At 48.0% G+C, this 14233-nt stretch carries 12 protein-coding genes; 7 read left to right on the top strand and 5 right to left on the bottom strand.

Annotated features, from left to right (window positions below; translation table 11 throughout):
* The 5 genes from leuS to yajC form a co-directional block, all read right to left on the bottom strand.
* On the bottom strand, positions 1-1719 hold a 1719-nt coding region (leuS, locus tag Q0277_RS04330; protein WP_297995943.1), incomplete at its 3' end, for a leucine--tRNA ligase.
* 9 nt (positions 1720-1728) lie between these two features.
* Positions 1729-2070 (bottom strand): DUF6394 family protein, encoded by a 342-nt coding sequence (locus Q0277_RS04325; RefSeq protein ID WP_005872279.1) that lies wholly within the window; start codon positions 2068-2070, stop codon positions 1729-1731.
* Positions 2071-2079: 9 nt separating this feature from the next.
* Positions 2080-3048, bottom strand: coding sequence for a protein translocase subunit SecF (gene secF, locus Q0277_RS04320; protein WP_297995940.1), 969 nt, complete (start codon positions 3046-3048; stop codon positions 2080-2082).
* A complete protein-coding gene (gene secD / locus Q0277_RS04315) occupies positions 3035-4636 on the bottom strand; it encodes a protein translocase subunit SecD (RefSeq protein WP_297995938.1) in 1602 nt (533 codons plus the stop codon). Before secD ends, secF begins: the two co-directional genes overlap by 14 nt.
* Positions 4626-4898, bottom strand: coding sequence for a preprotein translocase subunit YajC (gene yajC / locus Q0277_RS04310; protein WP_005872282.1), 273 nt, complete (start codon positions 4896-4898; stop codon positions 4626-4628). Before yajC ends, secD begins: the two co-directional genes overlap by 11 nt.
* On the opposite strand from yajC, the gene Q0277_RS04305 reads away from it, so the two are divergent.
* From Q0277_RS04305 to Q0277_RS04275, 7 genes are all read left to right on the top strand, one after another.
* On the top strand, positions 4874-6217 hold the full coding sequence (locus Q0277_RS04305) for an apolipoprotein N-acyltransferase (RefSeq protein WP_297995937.1): 1344 nt from the start codon (positions 4874-4876) through the stop codon (positions 6215-6217). The genes yajC and Q0277_RS04305 overlap by 25 nt on opposite strands.
* Before the next feature lie 64 nt (positions 6218-6281).
* The gene (gene pyrH / locus Q0277_RS04300; RefSeq protein ID WP_005872284.1) at positions 6282-7001 is read left to right on the top strand and encodes a UMP kinase; all 720 of its coding nucleotides are present in this window, start codon (positions 6282-6284) and stop codon (positions 6999-7001) included.
* Positions 7002-7024: 23 nt separating this feature from the next.
* Complete coding sequence (locus Q0277_RS04295) at positions 7025-7243, top strand: DNA-directed RNA polymerase subunit omega (protein WP_291935955.1); 219 nt, start codon at positions 7025-7027, stop codon at positions 7241-7243.
* Positions 7221-9413 (top strand): RelA/SpoT family protein, encoded by a 2193-nt coding sequence (locus Q0277_RS04290; RefSeq protein ID WP_297995935.1) that lies wholly within the window; start codon positions 7221-7223, stop codon positions 9411-9413. The genes Q0277_RS04295 and Q0277_RS04290 overlap by 23 nt, the downstream gene beginning before the upstream one ends.
* A gap of 14 nt (positions 9414-9427) precedes the next feature.
* Entirely contained in the window at positions 9428-10633 is a 1206-nt protein-coding gene (gene tyrS, locus Q0277_RS04285; RefSeq protein WP_297942841.1) for a tyrosine--tRNA ligase, read from the top strand.
* Entirely contained in the window at positions 10633-11721 is a 1089-nt protein-coding gene (locus tag Q0277_RS04280; RefSeq protein ID WP_297995933.1) for a nitronate monooxygenase, read from the top strand. Before tyrS ends, Q0277_RS04280 begins: the two co-directional genes overlap by 1 nt.
* 88 nt (positions 11722-11809) lie before the next feature.
* Positions 11810-13543 (top strand): N-acetylmuramoyl-L-alanine amidase, encoded by a 1734-nt coding sequence (locus Q0277_RS04275; RefSeq protein ID WP_297995931.1) that lies wholly within the window; start codon positions 11810-11812, stop codon positions 13541-13543.
* Positions 13544-14233 lie beyond the last annotated feature (690 nt).

Below are 14233 nucleotides of genomic sequence, written 5' to 3'. Positions count from 1 at the left end.
TAGCAGCCGCTCAAACGGCTCGCTATCGCGCAGATAGCCTATGTCGCGAAGAGCCTTTTGGAAAAATCTTGCGTATAAAAGGTGCAAAATCGCGTGCTCAATGCCACCGATATATTGATCGACATTCATCCAGTAATTCACGCTTTGCTCATCAAACGCCCGCTGCTGCCATGTCCGCTCGTCGCTTGCGTAGCGCGCGAAATACCACGAGCTTTCAAAAAATGTATCGAGCGTGTCGGTCTCGCGCACCCCGTCGCCGCCGCATTTAGGGCATTTGCAAAACTTCCAGCTAGGATGCGTATCCAGCGGATTGCCTTTGCCGGTGATCTTAATATCCTGCGGAAGCTCTACGGGCAGATTTGAAATTTCCTCGCTTACCAGCCCGCATTTTGGGCAGTGGATCATCGGGATCGGCGCGCCCCAGTAGCGCTGGCGGCTCACTCCCCAATCGCGCAGTTTAAAATTTACCACGCGGCGTCCGAGCTTTAGCTCCTCAAATTTTGAGATGACGGCGCTTTTTGCCTTCTCGCTATTCATGCCGCTAAACTCTTCGGAATTTACCAAAACTCCGCTCTCTACGTAGGCTTTGCTAGCGTCGTAATCGCCGCTTTTAGGAGCGATGCTTTGAATGATCGGCAGGTTAAATTTCTTCGCAAACTCAAAGTCTCTCTCATCGTGCGCAGGCACCGCCATAACCGCACCGCCGCCGTATTCTGCTAGGACGAAATTTGCAGTCCAAACAGGGATTTTTTTGCCGCTTAGCGGATGAAGCACGCTGATTCCGAGGCTCACGCCGTCTTTATCGCTTGCTTGGCGCTCGCGCGGGCTTTGATTTAAAATTTCTCTCACCTTCGCCGCAGCTTTGGCGTCAAGTAAATTATTATCCAAAAGTCTCTTTACGACCTCGTGCTCCGGCGCGACCGCCGCGTAGCTCATGCCGTAGATCGTATCGGGGCGCGTCGTAAAGACCTTAAAGCCCTCGATGCCGCCAAGCTTGGCGCTGCTTTGCTCGTCAAATTTAAAACTAAATTCCAAACCTTCGCTGCGCCCGATCCAGTTTTCTTGCATCGTAAGCACCTGAGCGGGCCACTTGCCCTCAAGCTGCTTTAGGCAATCCAAAAGCTCCTGCGCGTAAGCGGTGATTTTTAGATAATATCCAGGCATCTGCTTTTGCACGACCTCGTTGCCGCAGCGCCAGCACCTGCCCTCCTCGACCTGCTCGTTGGCAAGCACCGTCTGATCGTGTTCGCACCAATTTACCACGGCGCTTTTTCTATAGATAAGCCCTTTTTCAAAAAGTTTTATGAAAAATTCCTGCTCCCAGCGCGTATAAAGCGGGTCGGAGGTAGCGAGCATGCGACGAGCCGAAAAGCTAAAGCCCAAGCGGTGCAGCTCATTTTTCATATAATCAATATTTTCGTAAGTCCAAGTTTTAGGGTGAATGCCGTGTTTGATCGCCGCATTTTCCGCAGGCATACCGAAGCTGTCAAAGCCGATCGGCTGAAGCACGTTGTATCCGCGTAGCCTATAATAGCGACTCAGCGCGTCGCCGATGCTGTAGTTTCGCACGTGCCCCATGTGGATGCGGCCGCTTGGGTAGGGAAACATCGAAAGGATATATTTTTTAGGCAGGCTATAATCGTCCTTAGGCTCGAAAACTCCCTCTTCATCCCAAATTTTCTGCCATTTAAGCTCAATACTTTTACTATCGTAAGGCATTTTGCGCTCCTAGAATTCGTCTTTAGTTTTTGCCGACTCAATCGCTATTAAAATTAGCGAGAAAAAGTTTGCAAGTAGCGCGCCGATCGCAAGCGAGGTCACGATCGACAGATCTCCCGGCGCTACTACAATCAAAACGAACGCCGGTATGAGATGCAGATCCGCTACGAGCGAGCTTGCAAAAAGCTCGGCTGCTAGCATATTTCGCACGCCTACCTTCAAAAGCGTCGAGACTGCATTCACGCTGGTTGCTATGAAAAGTAAAATTTCATTCTTCTCATACAAAAACCCGCCTATTGTAGTCATACTCATCAGCGCAAAAAATATGTAAATTACCCTTCCCCAGTTCATCTTTCATCCTTACACCGTGCCTTTTTCATACATGGCGCGATTCTTTTCTTTCTCTTTGATACGGCGCTGTTTTTCAGCTAAAAACGCGCGGTACTTTTCAACGTTAAATTTAAACAAAATCAGCATCGGAGCAGCTACAAATACAGAGCTGAAAGTTCCTGCTATGACGCCTATTAGCATCACTAAGCTAAAGCCGTGGATCATCTCTCCGCCCCAGACGAATAAAATCACAATGACGATGAGAGTCGTAAGCGAAGTAAGCAGCGTGCGCGATAGCGTGTGAGAGATCGATTCGTTTATAACCTCGTCAAGCTTAATCGATTTACTATCTTTTACGCCTTCTCGAATTCTATCGAAAACAACGATGGTGTCGTTTAGCGAGTAGCCCATTATGGTTAGTAGTGCAGCTAGAATTTCAAGGTTGAAATCCACACCGGCTAAAATCATCGCACCTACGGCAACTACGACGTCGTGCAGATCCGATAGCACTGCGGCGACTGCAAATCTCCACTCAAACCGCAGGGTGATATAAACCAAAATGAGCGCAAACGACACACATACCGCTAAAATTCCGTTTGTGCGAAGCTCCTCGCCGACTTTAGGACCTACGATATCGACCTTGCGAATGTCAAAGTTTCCACTACCTTGCAAAATTTTTTGCGCCGCTAAGGCGGGATTATCGCCCAGTTCACTCGCAGCGCCTGAATATCTAATCGTAACTTCTTGATCGCTACCGAATTCCGTAACGTTGATATTGCCTAAATTTGCCGCCTCGAAGCGTTTTCTGATCTCATCAAGCGGTGCTTTAGCGTCGTATTTAACCTGAATGAGTGTACCGCCGCTAAAATCGATGCCGTAATTAATGCCCTTAATGAAAAATAGCGCAATGGAGCCTATTATCAAAACAGCAGAAAGCGCAAAGGTAAAATATCTAAATTTCATAAAATCATAAATTTTGCCCTTATCAAACACTTGCATTTGCGCCTCCTCTTACTTTATAACCGAGCCAAAGCGCGGTATTTTTACTCCTTTCCATCTTATCCATTACTAACTCAAACATTCCGTGAGTGCCTAAAATAGCCGTTATCATCGACGCTACGATACCGATGCTCATCGTGACGGCAAAGCCCTTCACTGGACCCGTGCCGTAAGCATAAAGCGCAGCAGAAGTAATTAGCGTAGTGATATTTGAATCCACGATCGCGCTCATCGCATTTTCATAGCCTTTATTTATACTTTGGCGGATTGAAACTCCCGTCCTTAGCACCTCTCTAACGCGCTCATTAATGATGACGTTCGCATCTACCGCCATTCCGATAGTTAGTACGATTCCAGCCATTCCAGGAAGCGTCAAAGTAGCGCCGAATAGTGCCATACAAGCGATCAGAAATAAAATATTGACTACAAGCGCGATGTCGGCAAAAAGCCCCGCCACGCCATAGTAGAAAATCATAAAGATCAAAATCGCAACTGCCGCAAGGCTAAGCGCCGCCATACTCTTATCAATGCTATCTTGCCCTAGGCTAGGGCCGATGCTGCGCGTTTCGGATACTTTGACGGGAGCCAAAAGCGCGCCGCTTCTAAGCGCAATCGCTACGTCGTGCGCCTCCTCGACGCTAAATCCGCCGCTGATCTGACCGCTGCCGCCGCCGATACGCTCGTTTATGCGCGGCGCGGAGTAAACCTTGCCATCAAGTACGATCGCAAGGCGCTTACCGACGTTTTTGCCGGTAAAATCACCAAAAATTTGAGCGCCTTGAGAATTCAGCGTAAAATTTATGATCGGCTGGTTGGTGTGTTGATCGAAAGCTACCTTCGCATCAACTAGCATCGCGCCATCAAGGACAGGAATTTCGTTTATGAGATACTTGTAATTCGGATTCTTAACGTCCGGGTAGATCACGTCGCCGTAAGCTCTGGCATCCGCTGCGCTAATAGTCTGCGCGCGATCTTGGCGCACGTCGTCCACCGCCATAAGCTGCAAGTGGGCCGCTTTGGCGATCAGATCCTTGGCGCGCTGCTCATCCGCTGCACTTTTGACGCCCGGAAGCTCAACCAAAATATAACTCTCGCCCTGCTTTGCTACCGTAGGCTCCGCAAGTCCGAATTGATCCAAGCGGTTTCGGATAGTTTCTACGGCCTGTTCAATCGCGTATTTTTTAGTCGCTTCGACCTCCTCAGGCGTTAGTGTGACGCGATATTTTTCGCCAGATTTTTGAATGTCTAATCCGCTTGCGGCGCTATGCAAAATTGCATCAAATTTAGAAGCCTCGTCCGCGTCTAAAATTTCAAACTCGAACGAATCGCCCTCCAATTTTAGCCCGTCCATCAGCAGATCATCGCGCTTGGCGGCGTAATTAACGCTAGCGGCGATCGATTTGATCTTTGAAACGACCGCCTCGTCGCTTTGAACCTCAAGCAGCATGTGAAGCCCGCCTTGCAGATCCAGACCCAAGTTTATCTTGCTTCCCTTTTCGGTCTGAAAGATCGAAGGCGCGGCAAAAATCGCCGAAAAAATAACCGCAGCCAAAAAGATCAGCAGGCGGTATGAAATTTTACTGCTCATCTAATTTTCTTGCCACAAATTGTTTATCTAGCTCGACCATGACCTCATCGTTAAGCTTAACTGTGATAAAATCATTGTTTGTTTTCACGACCGTGCATTTTATGCCACCGCTAGTTATGATCTTATCGCCTTTGCCGAGCGCATCGACCATCGCTTTATGATCCTTGGCCTGCTTTTGCTGCGGTCTGATAATCAAAAAATACATAATCGCAAAGATTACGACTATAGGCAGGATTGATGCAAAGAAGTTTCCTTGTTCCATGTGTTTCCTTCATTAGAAATTTAAAAAGTAGCTATTTTACATTAAGTTACATAAATAAAGGCTTTGTTCTTGCCCTTGCGCTTTCAAATTTTATTTTTGTAGAAATTTTAAGCTCTAAATTTGACGGCTTGGTTGCTTTGGCGGCGGAATTTTTCTCGCCTCTAATTGCGATAGCAGCACTTTTTTATCTACTAAAAGCAAGCAAGGCGGAGTGGTTTTGGTGCGGATTTTTTATCGGCGCGCTGTGGATGCACTGGATCAGCTTCAGCCTGATCTATTTCAATCTTGCGTTTTTAATCCCGCTTGAAATTCTTGGAATTTGTCTCGTTTATGCTTTTATTTTCCGCATCTTTGCGATCTTTGACGCGCCGGTTTTGCGCGCTGCCTGCCTTTTAATTCTAAAATTTATCCATCCCTTCGGCTTTGATTGGCTAAATTTTGAATTGCTGCTAAGCCATGGAATTTTCAGAGCCGATCTTAGCGCGCTGGCTCTGATTTTAGCGGGGCTTTGCGCGATTTTGTATCTACGCGGACACGGCGCCCGGGCTAAGCTTAACGCCCTAATTTTCGCGATATTTTTGATCTGCGCGCTGCAATTTAGCCAAAAAGACCCCGAGCCACTGCCGATTAAAATTTTACTCGCAAACACCGATATTTCGCAATATGACATCTGGGCAAAGGATAAAATTTTATCCGCCGCGTTGGCAAATTTAGCCCGCATCGATGATGCGATCGCAGCGGGGCAGGATGCGATAATTTTGCCCGAGAGCGCCTTTGCGATGCCGCTAAATTTAGAAAGCGTGCTTGTTGAAGCTCTAAAGGAAAAATCGCGCACAATTACGATCGTAGCAGGCGCGGAAGCGTATGAGAACGGGAAATTTTACAACAGCGCCTATCTTTTTGCAAACGGGGAAATGAGCCGCTTCGATAAGCACATTTTGGTGCCGTTTGGCGAAATGGTGCCGCTGCCGGAATTTGCGCGAAATTTCATCAACCGCGTGCTGTTAGGCGGCGCGACCGATTTTTCGACGGCTAGCGGTTTTAGCGACTACGAGCTTGGCGGCAAGAGCGTAAGAAGCGCTGTTTGCTACGAGGCTACGCGCGCGGAGCTTTACGAGGGCTCGCCCAAATACGTCGTAGCGATCAGCAATAACGGCTGGTTCGTGCCGAGCTACGAGCCCTATTTGCAGCGCCTCATAATCCGCTACTACGCGAGCTTGCACGGTACATTGATCTATCACGCCGTAAACGGCAGCGCTAGCGAGATAATCGCTCCGAAAAAGATCTGGATAAACCGTCTTAAAGATCATCTAAAATAGCCTAAAAAGTTATTTTTAAACGACTTTTGGATAATATTTTAAAATTTTATTAGGAGCTAAATTTATGGCTAAATACAATCGCATACTCGTAAAATTTTCGGGTGAAGCGCTAGCGGGAGAGAACGGCTTTGGGATCGACAGCGAAATTTTAAAATTTATCGCTAAAGAGATCAAGCAGCTCGTAGAAGGCGGCATCGAAGTAGGCATCGTAATCGGCGGCGGCAACATCATCAGAGGCGTAAGTGCCGCGGCTAGCGGTATTATAAAACGCACCAGCGGCGATCATATGGGCATGCTAGCTACCGTCATTAACGCAATCGCGATGAGAGAAGCGCTCGAATACGCGGGCATGGATGTGCGCGTGCAAAGCGCGATAAAGATGGAAGCGATCTGCGAGACCTTCATCATCGGCCGCGCTAAAAGGCACCTGGAAAAGGGTCGCGTCGTGATATTTGCCGCAGGCACCGGAAATCCGTTCTTCACTACCGATACCGCAGGCACGCTCCGCGCTATCGAGATCGGAGCCGACGCCATTATCAAAGCCACGAAGGTAATGGGGATCTACGACAAAGATCCGCAAAAATTTAAAGATGCCAAATTGCTTTCCAAAGTCACTTACGATCAAGCCCTGCACGACAACATCAGGGTGATGGACGATACGGCTATCGCGCTTGCCAAAGACAATGCGCTTCCGATCATCGTATGCAATATGTTTAAGAGCGGAAATTTATACAAAATCGTCGATGGCGGAGATCTAAGCTCCTGCTCGATCGTAAAAAACTGAAATTTTAAATTTAAGGAGAATTGATGAGAACCGAACAAATTGTAGCCAAGGCTTTAAAAGTAACGGGCGGAGACCGATATAAGCTATCTTTGATGATAAGCAAACGCGCCGAGCAGCTAGCTGCGGGCGAACCGCCGCTGATAGAGAACGTAGATACTCGCAGGATGAAATTTGCCGATATAGCAATCTTGGAACTAGCCGAAGGTAAGATCGCATTAGATGGAATCGTTGACAAGGATTAATGATAACTTCTTAGAAAGTCTCATCGACGATGTCGTCGATACCAAAGACATTCAAAGCGCCAAGCAGCTGCTTTATAATCTAAAAGAGCCCACTCCGTTACTGGTGGATGCTATAAATTTATGCATCGCTCAGCACGACGGGCAGTTTCGCAAAAGCGGCGAGCCGTATGCGATCCATCCGATTTTGGTAGCTTGCTTCGTATCTTTTATGGGCGGAGACGGCGCGATGGTGATATCTGCGCTACTACACGACGTAGTAGAGGATACAGATTACAGCATCGAGCAGGTTAGACAAAGATTCGGCGACGAAGTAGCCAAAATCGTAGAAGGGCTTACTAAAATCGTAAACATCAGAGAGGATAAATTAGCTCCATCCGGCGATAGCAACGCCAAGCTGCGAACTACCGCGCTTACCTTCCGCAGGATGCTGATGATCTCCATTAACGATCAGCGCGTCCTAGTCGTAAAGCTCTGCGATAGGCTGCACAATATGCTAACCCTAGACGCACTTCGTTCAGATAAACAAAAACGTATCGGCGAGGAGACGCTTTTGGTTTATGCGCCGATCGCGCACAGGCTTGGAATTTCATCGATCAAAAACGTGCTTGAGGATCTTAGCTTCAAATACGTTATGCCTAAAGAATACGCAGCGATCGCCGATTACGTCGAGGAGCATAAGCAGCAGCTTCAGATGAGCTTGAGCAAATTTAGCGAAAAGATCAAGGAGTATATGCTCTCAAACGGCTTTAGTGAGGGCAGCTTTGAGATCCAAAAGCGAATGAAACACTACTACTCGATCTTTTTAAAAATGCAGCGCAAAGGAATTTCGATCGAGGAGGTGCTCGATCTTTTGGCTATCCGCATCATCGTGCAAAAGCCGATGGATTGCTACTTAGCTCTGGGCATAATCCATACTAAATTTAACCCGCTCATATCGCGCTTTAAGGATTATATCGCGCTTCCGAAGCAAAACGGATATCAGACGATCCACACGACAGTCTTTAACGAAAGTATGATCGTAGAGGTGCAGATCCGCACCTTCGATATGCATAACACCGCAGAATTCGGTGTTGCAGCGCACTGGAAATATAAATATAGCGGCTCAATCAATCCGAAGCTTGATTGGCTAAACGACATCGGCATGCAGGAAGAGGATGACGCCAACGCCGAGGATCTTTACGAATATGCTAAAGACAGCCTCTACGTCGAGGATATCGCCGTGTATTCGCCCAAGGGCGGAATTTTTACATTGCCGCGCGGTGCTACAGCGCTTGATTACGCCTACGAGATACACTCTCAAGTGGGCTTAAAAGCGACCGAGGCCTTTATAAACCGCGTCAAGGTGCCGCTTCTTACGGAGCTTAAAAACGGAGATATCGTTCATATCATCACCGGAAGCGAGCCACACTACCGCTGCAGTTGGCTAAGCTCGGTCAAAACGGGCAAGGCGCGCGCGACGATAAAGGCATTTTGCAAGCAAAAGATCAGAGATATAAATTTTGAAGTAGCGATTAAAATTTTATGCGCGATCTTTACGACGAGCAAGGAGAGCATTCTAAGCTGGCTTGAAAAAGAAAATTTAAACAAAAAGATCGGCAAAGCTGCCTATGACTCGGTATTTTTAAAAGACGTCGTAAACGCGCTGAAAAAATACCCGCTCAAAGAGAAATTTTTCAATATGAAATTTCGCAGCAGGTATGAGATCGAGAAGCAAAAATTTGACAACATCGTGGTGTATTCAAATTTTAAAATCGACGAGGTTGAGTTTGATTACTGCTGCAACCCAAAGCGCGGCGACGACATCATCGGCTTTCGCAACGGACACGGCGTGACGGTGCATCATAAGCTGTGCGAACGTGCAAGCGAGCTAATCAAAACCGATGAGATGATCTTCGTAAAATGGACGCGCAATGCGCCGCACCGCTACAAGATCATATTAAATTTAGAAAACAAGCGCGGCTCGCTGGCGACGTTTTTGAACTATTTAGTCAAGCTCGAGGTCGATCTGGTGTCGATAAGCCTTAACGAAAATAGCGAAACGACGTCGGATTATTTTGAGATTATCATCGAGCTAAACGAAAATTTAGACTCCGCGCAGATCAAAGATAGGCTCAAAAACCGCTTTAAAATCGTGGATTTCGTATCGCTTACGGACGTATATAAAAACTAAATAAGGGAGAGCAAATGGCTGACATTCAAGGCATTATGGAAAATTTTAAGCGCGGCGTCGCGGAGATCATCGGCGAGGAGCAGATTGAAGCACTGATTAGGCGCTATTACGACAGCGGCGAGGTCTTTTACGTCAAAATCGGCATGGATCCCACTGCTGCGGATCTGCACCTAGGACACGCCGTCGTGCTAAATAAGCTTGCATTTTTGCAAAACCACGGCGCGATCGTGCAGTTTCTAATCGGTGATTTTACTGCTCAAATCGGAGATCCTACGGGCAAGAGCGAGACTCGCAAAAAGCTAGCGCGCGAAGTTGTGCTGCAAAACGCCAAAACCTACGAGGATCAGGTGTTTAAAATTTTAAATCCAGCCAAAACCAAGGTGATGTTTAATTCCGAATGGACCAACCGCCTGGGTGCTAGCGGAATGATCGAGCTATCAAGCACTTTCAATGTTGCCCGGATGCTCGAGCGCGACGACTTCGAGAAGCGCTACAAGGCAGAGCAGCCGATCAGCATCAGCGAGTTTATGTATCCGCTACTGCAAGGATACGACAGCGTTTGCATGAAATGCGATATAGAATTCGGCGGCACCGATCAGAAATTTAATCTTTTAATGGGTCGCCAGCTGCAAAGAATTTATGATGTCGGCAAGGAACAAAGCGTCGTGATGATGCCGCTTTTGGTAGGCACCGACGGCACGAATAAAATGAGCAAGAGCCTTGGCAACTACATCGGCGTAACCGACACGCCGCATGATATGTACGGCAAGGTGATGAGCATCAGCGATGCGTTAATGTGGGATTGGTATAATCTGTTAAGCCAAAAAAGCAGCGAAGATATTGAGCTAATAAAAGGCTTCGTGGCGGATGGTTCGATCCATCCTAAGGCGGTTAAGGAGGAGCTTGCCTCCGAGATTGTCACGCAATTTTATGACGAGAATACCGCCTTTGAGGCCAAGCAGGAATTTGACCGCGTACACGGCGCCGGCGAGCTTCCTAGCGAGATCAAGGAATATCACGTAAGCTCGCCTGCATGGATCGTAAAGGCGCTCATCAGCTGCAAGCTTGCCGTCTCTAGCTCGGATGCGCGCAGGTTGATAAAATCAAACGCCGTCAGTATCGATCAAAATAAAATTTTAGATGAGCAGCTTCAGCTTAGCTCGGGCGAATACACTCTTCAAGTAGGGAAGAAAAAATTCGCTAAATTAAAGGTAGATTAATGAGTATAAAGATAGGCAAACACGAGATTGCGCACCCGATAATTCAAGGCGGCATGGGACTTGGTATCAGCTGGGACAAGCTAGCCGGCAATGTCAGCCTAAACGGCTGTCTAGGCGTCATTAGCTCGGTCGGCACCGGCTACTACGAAAATCTTAAATTTGCCAAAAAATCGCTCGATGGCAGACCCTATCAAAGCGAGAATTTTTATAGCAAAGAGGCGCTTTTTGCCATCGTGCAAAACGCCCGTAAAATTTGCGGCAATGCACCTTTAGGGATGAACGTAATGTGCGCAGCGAACGACTACGAGCGCATCGTGCGCAACACATGCGAGGCGGGTATCGACATCATCATTAGCGGCGCCGGGCTTCCTACCAATCTGCCGGAATTTACGGCCGATTTCCCGGACGTTGCACTCGTGCCTATCGTCTCCTCCGCTAAGGCTCTTAAGATCATCGCCAAACGCTGGAAGCAGCGCTATGACCGTATCCCGGACGCCGTAGTGCTCGAAGGCCCTCTTAGCGGCGGACATCAGGGCTTTACCTACGAGCAGTGCGGCGATCCGGCGTTTGCACTGGATAATCTAATCCCGCAAGTAAAAGCAGAAATCTCGCAATGGGGTAGCTTCCCGCTATTCGTCGCAGGCGGAATTTGGGATAAGACCGACATCGATCGCGTAAAAGCCCTGGGTGCAGACGGCGTGCAGATGGGTACGCGATTCATCGGTACGTTTGAATGCGACGCCGCGGAGGAATTTAAACAGGTGCTTCTTAACGCCAAAAAAGAGGACATCCGGCTTCTAAAATCGCCCGTAGGCTATCCTGCGCGCGGAATTCATACCAATCTGCAAGATATGATCGCCGCAGGCACGGCGCCCAAAATCCGCTGTATCAGCAACTGCGTAAGCCCATGCGAGCGTGGCAAAGGCGCTAACGCCGTAGGATACTGCATCGCCGACCGCCTAAGCGACGCATATCTGGGCAAAACGCAAAGCGGCCTGTTTTTCACCGGCGCGAACGGATGGCGATTAAACGAGATAATATCCGTGAAGGAATTGATAGAAAAACTTGTAAATGGCGAAGATAGTTAAAATTTTTCTAATCGCGGCTTTTAGCTGCGTATTGGCGTTTGGAGCTTCCAGCGAGGCATTTTTTGCGAAATTCGACAAGGATTTCATTGTGGCGACGCCAAATTATAAGCGCTCGCTGCACAAGGAGCTAAAATCGCTCTACGAAGGCGCGTCGCAGAAGGAAGTCCGAATAAAAGCGCTAAAAAGGCTGGTTTACAGCTCGAAAAATTTAGGGCTCGACTCCTCGCCTTATGAATCTGCGCTAGCCAAATTACAGGGCAAAGCAAGCGATAGCAGCACGAATTCTAAAAAACTCAAAGATGAAAACGCAAAAAATTCCAAAAGCTCGGACGAGAAAAACGCTTCAAATTTAGCGCACAGCCCCAAAGCCCCCGCCTCTAAAAATTCTAAGAATTCAAAAAATTCCACTTCCAAAAATCTCAAAAAGACGCGCGCGCCAGAAGAAGCCGATCTAAGCTCGCTATCTAGCGAGGATCTAGAATTCTTACGCTCGACTAGACCTCACGATGCAGACGACGCAAAAAATTCAACAGACGATGCGCATGGCAGCGACTCAAGCGAAAATCCCGCAGAAGCCGACGGCTCCTTACAAGCGCAGAATTCCGCGGGTAGCACTGCGACCGAGCGATTAGATTCTGAGCTTCGCAAAAGCAGTATAAAAAAATCCGCCCCCGATGCCAAACTCGCTCTAGCATCGCTGCGCGGTGATGGGGATGAGATCGTGCTTGAGTTTAACCGCGATCTAAAGCGCGGCGATTATAAAGATTTTACGATCGCAAGTAGCGATAATTTTCGCTTCGTGATTGATTTTAGCGCGCGGCAAAAGTCACAAAAAACGCGGCTTAAAGATAGCTTCGTTAGCTATGTACGCGTCTCGCAATACAACGATAAGACCGTGCGCATCGTACTTAGCGACCCGAAAGAATTCAACGCAAACGTAGAAATTAACGGCAATATGATGATTTTAAGTACGGCTGAAGGCTTAAAAGCCGCAAAATCTGCGCGTGCAGAAAAAAACAAGGATCAAAAATCAGGGCGCAAGCACGTTCGCGAGCAAGATAGCGAGCCGCAAATCAGCACGATAGATGATGCGCAAGGTGCCAAAACCGCGTCCGTGGCCGCCGGTAAAATTTATAAATCCACCAAGGGCAAACTCATCGTAATCGATCCGGGTCACGGCGGCAGCGATTCGGGCGCGGTCGGGAACGGGCTGAAGGAAAAAAACGTCGTGCTAGCCACATCCAAAAAGCTCGGCGCGCTACTTCAAAAGCGCGGCTATAGGGTGCTTTACACGCGCAGCACCGACGTTTTTATAAATCTGCGATCACGCACGATATTTGCCGGCAAAAAGAACGCCGATATGTTTATCTCGATCCACGCAAACGCCGCTCCTAACGCCAGTGCGGCATCCAAAATGAGCGGCGTGGAGACCTTTTTCTTAAGCCCGGCTAGAAGCGAGCGCAGCAAAAACGCCGCCGCGCTCGAAAACAAGGGCGATTTGGAGGATATGAATACCTTCTCGAAGCAGACCTTCTTAAATTTCTTAAATCGCGAGAAAATAATCTCCTCAAACAAGCTTGCCATCGACATTCAAAGCTATATGCTAAGCTCGGTAAAAAAGAGTTTCAAAAGCAAGGACGGCGGCGTGCGCGAGGCGCCGTTTTGGGTGCTGGTAGGCGCTACGATGCCCGCGGTGCTCGTGGAGATCGGCTACATCACACACCCCGATGAGGGCAAAAATTTAGGCAAAAGCGCCTATCAAGACCGCATCGCTCAGGGTATCGCAAACGGCGTGGACGCGTACTTTCAGAAAAACAAATGATGAAATTTTTCGCGCTACGCATTTTTGCAAGCGGGATAAAATTTTATTTCGGCGCGAGATTTGCTCCGCAGATAAATTTTAGCTGGCGTGATAGCTCTTGCGGATAAACAGGCGGTAAATTTAAAATTTTAAAGCCCGCCGCGCTAAATTTAAAGCAAAACGTGCGGCGTTTGGGTGCAAAATTCGCTCGCGTGCAAAATATTTACTACGGGCGGTAAATGTTACGGAGCGTCTTGCGGCGCCACGAGCTAGGGACACATACGGCTTAGACGCGGAATTTTAACGCAGCTCGGCGTAAAATTTTTAAACGTGGACTTGGCGCTACGAGCGCAGCAGAGCAGAGCTGGCGGTTAAATTTACCGACAAAATCGCATTTAAGCCGCAAGAAAATAACGATTTAGTCGCACTAATGCGAGCCACGTTTCAAACCGCGCCCGCGCAATTAGAATCGCACTTTAAGTTATGAGCGTGCATATTGCGCCAGCTGCGCTTAAGCGGCGCGGTAGCGCTCTGAAATTTCGCGCTATGTTCGCAAAGCGACGATATTTACATAATGCTGCGGATGCGGCAATTACAGCCGTGCCGATACTTGCGCTCTATGCGCATGAAGGGCGCAGTTGAATCGTAAATTAAAGATAAATTTTAAAAGGTCCAAAATGAAAAAAATCGTATTTTTGATCCTGCTTTTCG

Source organism: uncultured Campylobacter sp. (assembly GCF_938030815.1).
Classification (GTDB): domain Bacteria; phylum Campylobacterota; class Campylobacteria; order Campylobacterales; family Campylobacteraceae; genus Campylobacter_B.
This window is presented reverse-complemented; position numbering and strand designations above follow the sequence as displayed.

Excerpts from the sequence above, each read along its gene's own strand:
- Q0277_RS04280 (WP_297995933.1), top strand. The coding sequence starts at position 10,633 with ATGAGTATAAAGATAGGCAAACACGAGATTGCGCACCCGATAATTCAA.
- secD (WP_297995938.1), bottom strand. The coding sequence starts at position 4,636 with ATGAGCAGTAAAATTTCATACCGCCTGCTGATCTTTTTGGCTGCGGTT.
- Q0277_RS04295 (WP_291935955.1), top strand. The coding sequence starts at position 7,025 with ATGAGAACCGAACAAATTGTAGCCAAGGCTTTAAAAGTAACGGGCGGA.
- secF (WP_297995940.1), bottom strand. The coding sequence starts at position 3,048 with ATGCAAGTGTTTGATAAGGGCAAAATTTATGATTTTATGAAATTTAGA.
- Q0277_RS04325 (WP_005872279.1), bottom strand. The coding sequence starts at position 2,070 with ATGAACTGGGGAAGGGTAATTTACATATTTTTTGCGCTGATGAGTATG.
- pyrH (WP_005872284.1), top strand. The coding sequence starts at position 6,282 with ATGGCTAAATACAATCGCATACTCGTAAAATTTTCGGGTGAAGCGCTA.
- Q0277_RS04305 (WP_297995937.1), top strand. The coding sequence starts at position 4,874 with ATGCAAAGAAGTTTCCTTGTTCCATGTGTTTCCTTCATTAGAAATTTA.
- yajC (WP_005872282.1), bottom strand. The coding sequence starts at position 4,898 with ATGGAACAAGGAAACTTCTTTGCATCAATCCTGCCTATAGTCGTAATC.
- tyrS (WP_297942841.1), top strand. The coding sequence starts at position 9,428 with ATGGCTGACATTCAAGGCATTATGGAAAATTTTAAGCGCGGCGTCGCG.
- Q0277_RS04290 (WP_297995935.1), top strand. The coding sequence starts at position 7,221 with ATGGAATCGTTGACAAGGATTAATGATAACTTCTTAGAAAGTCTCATC.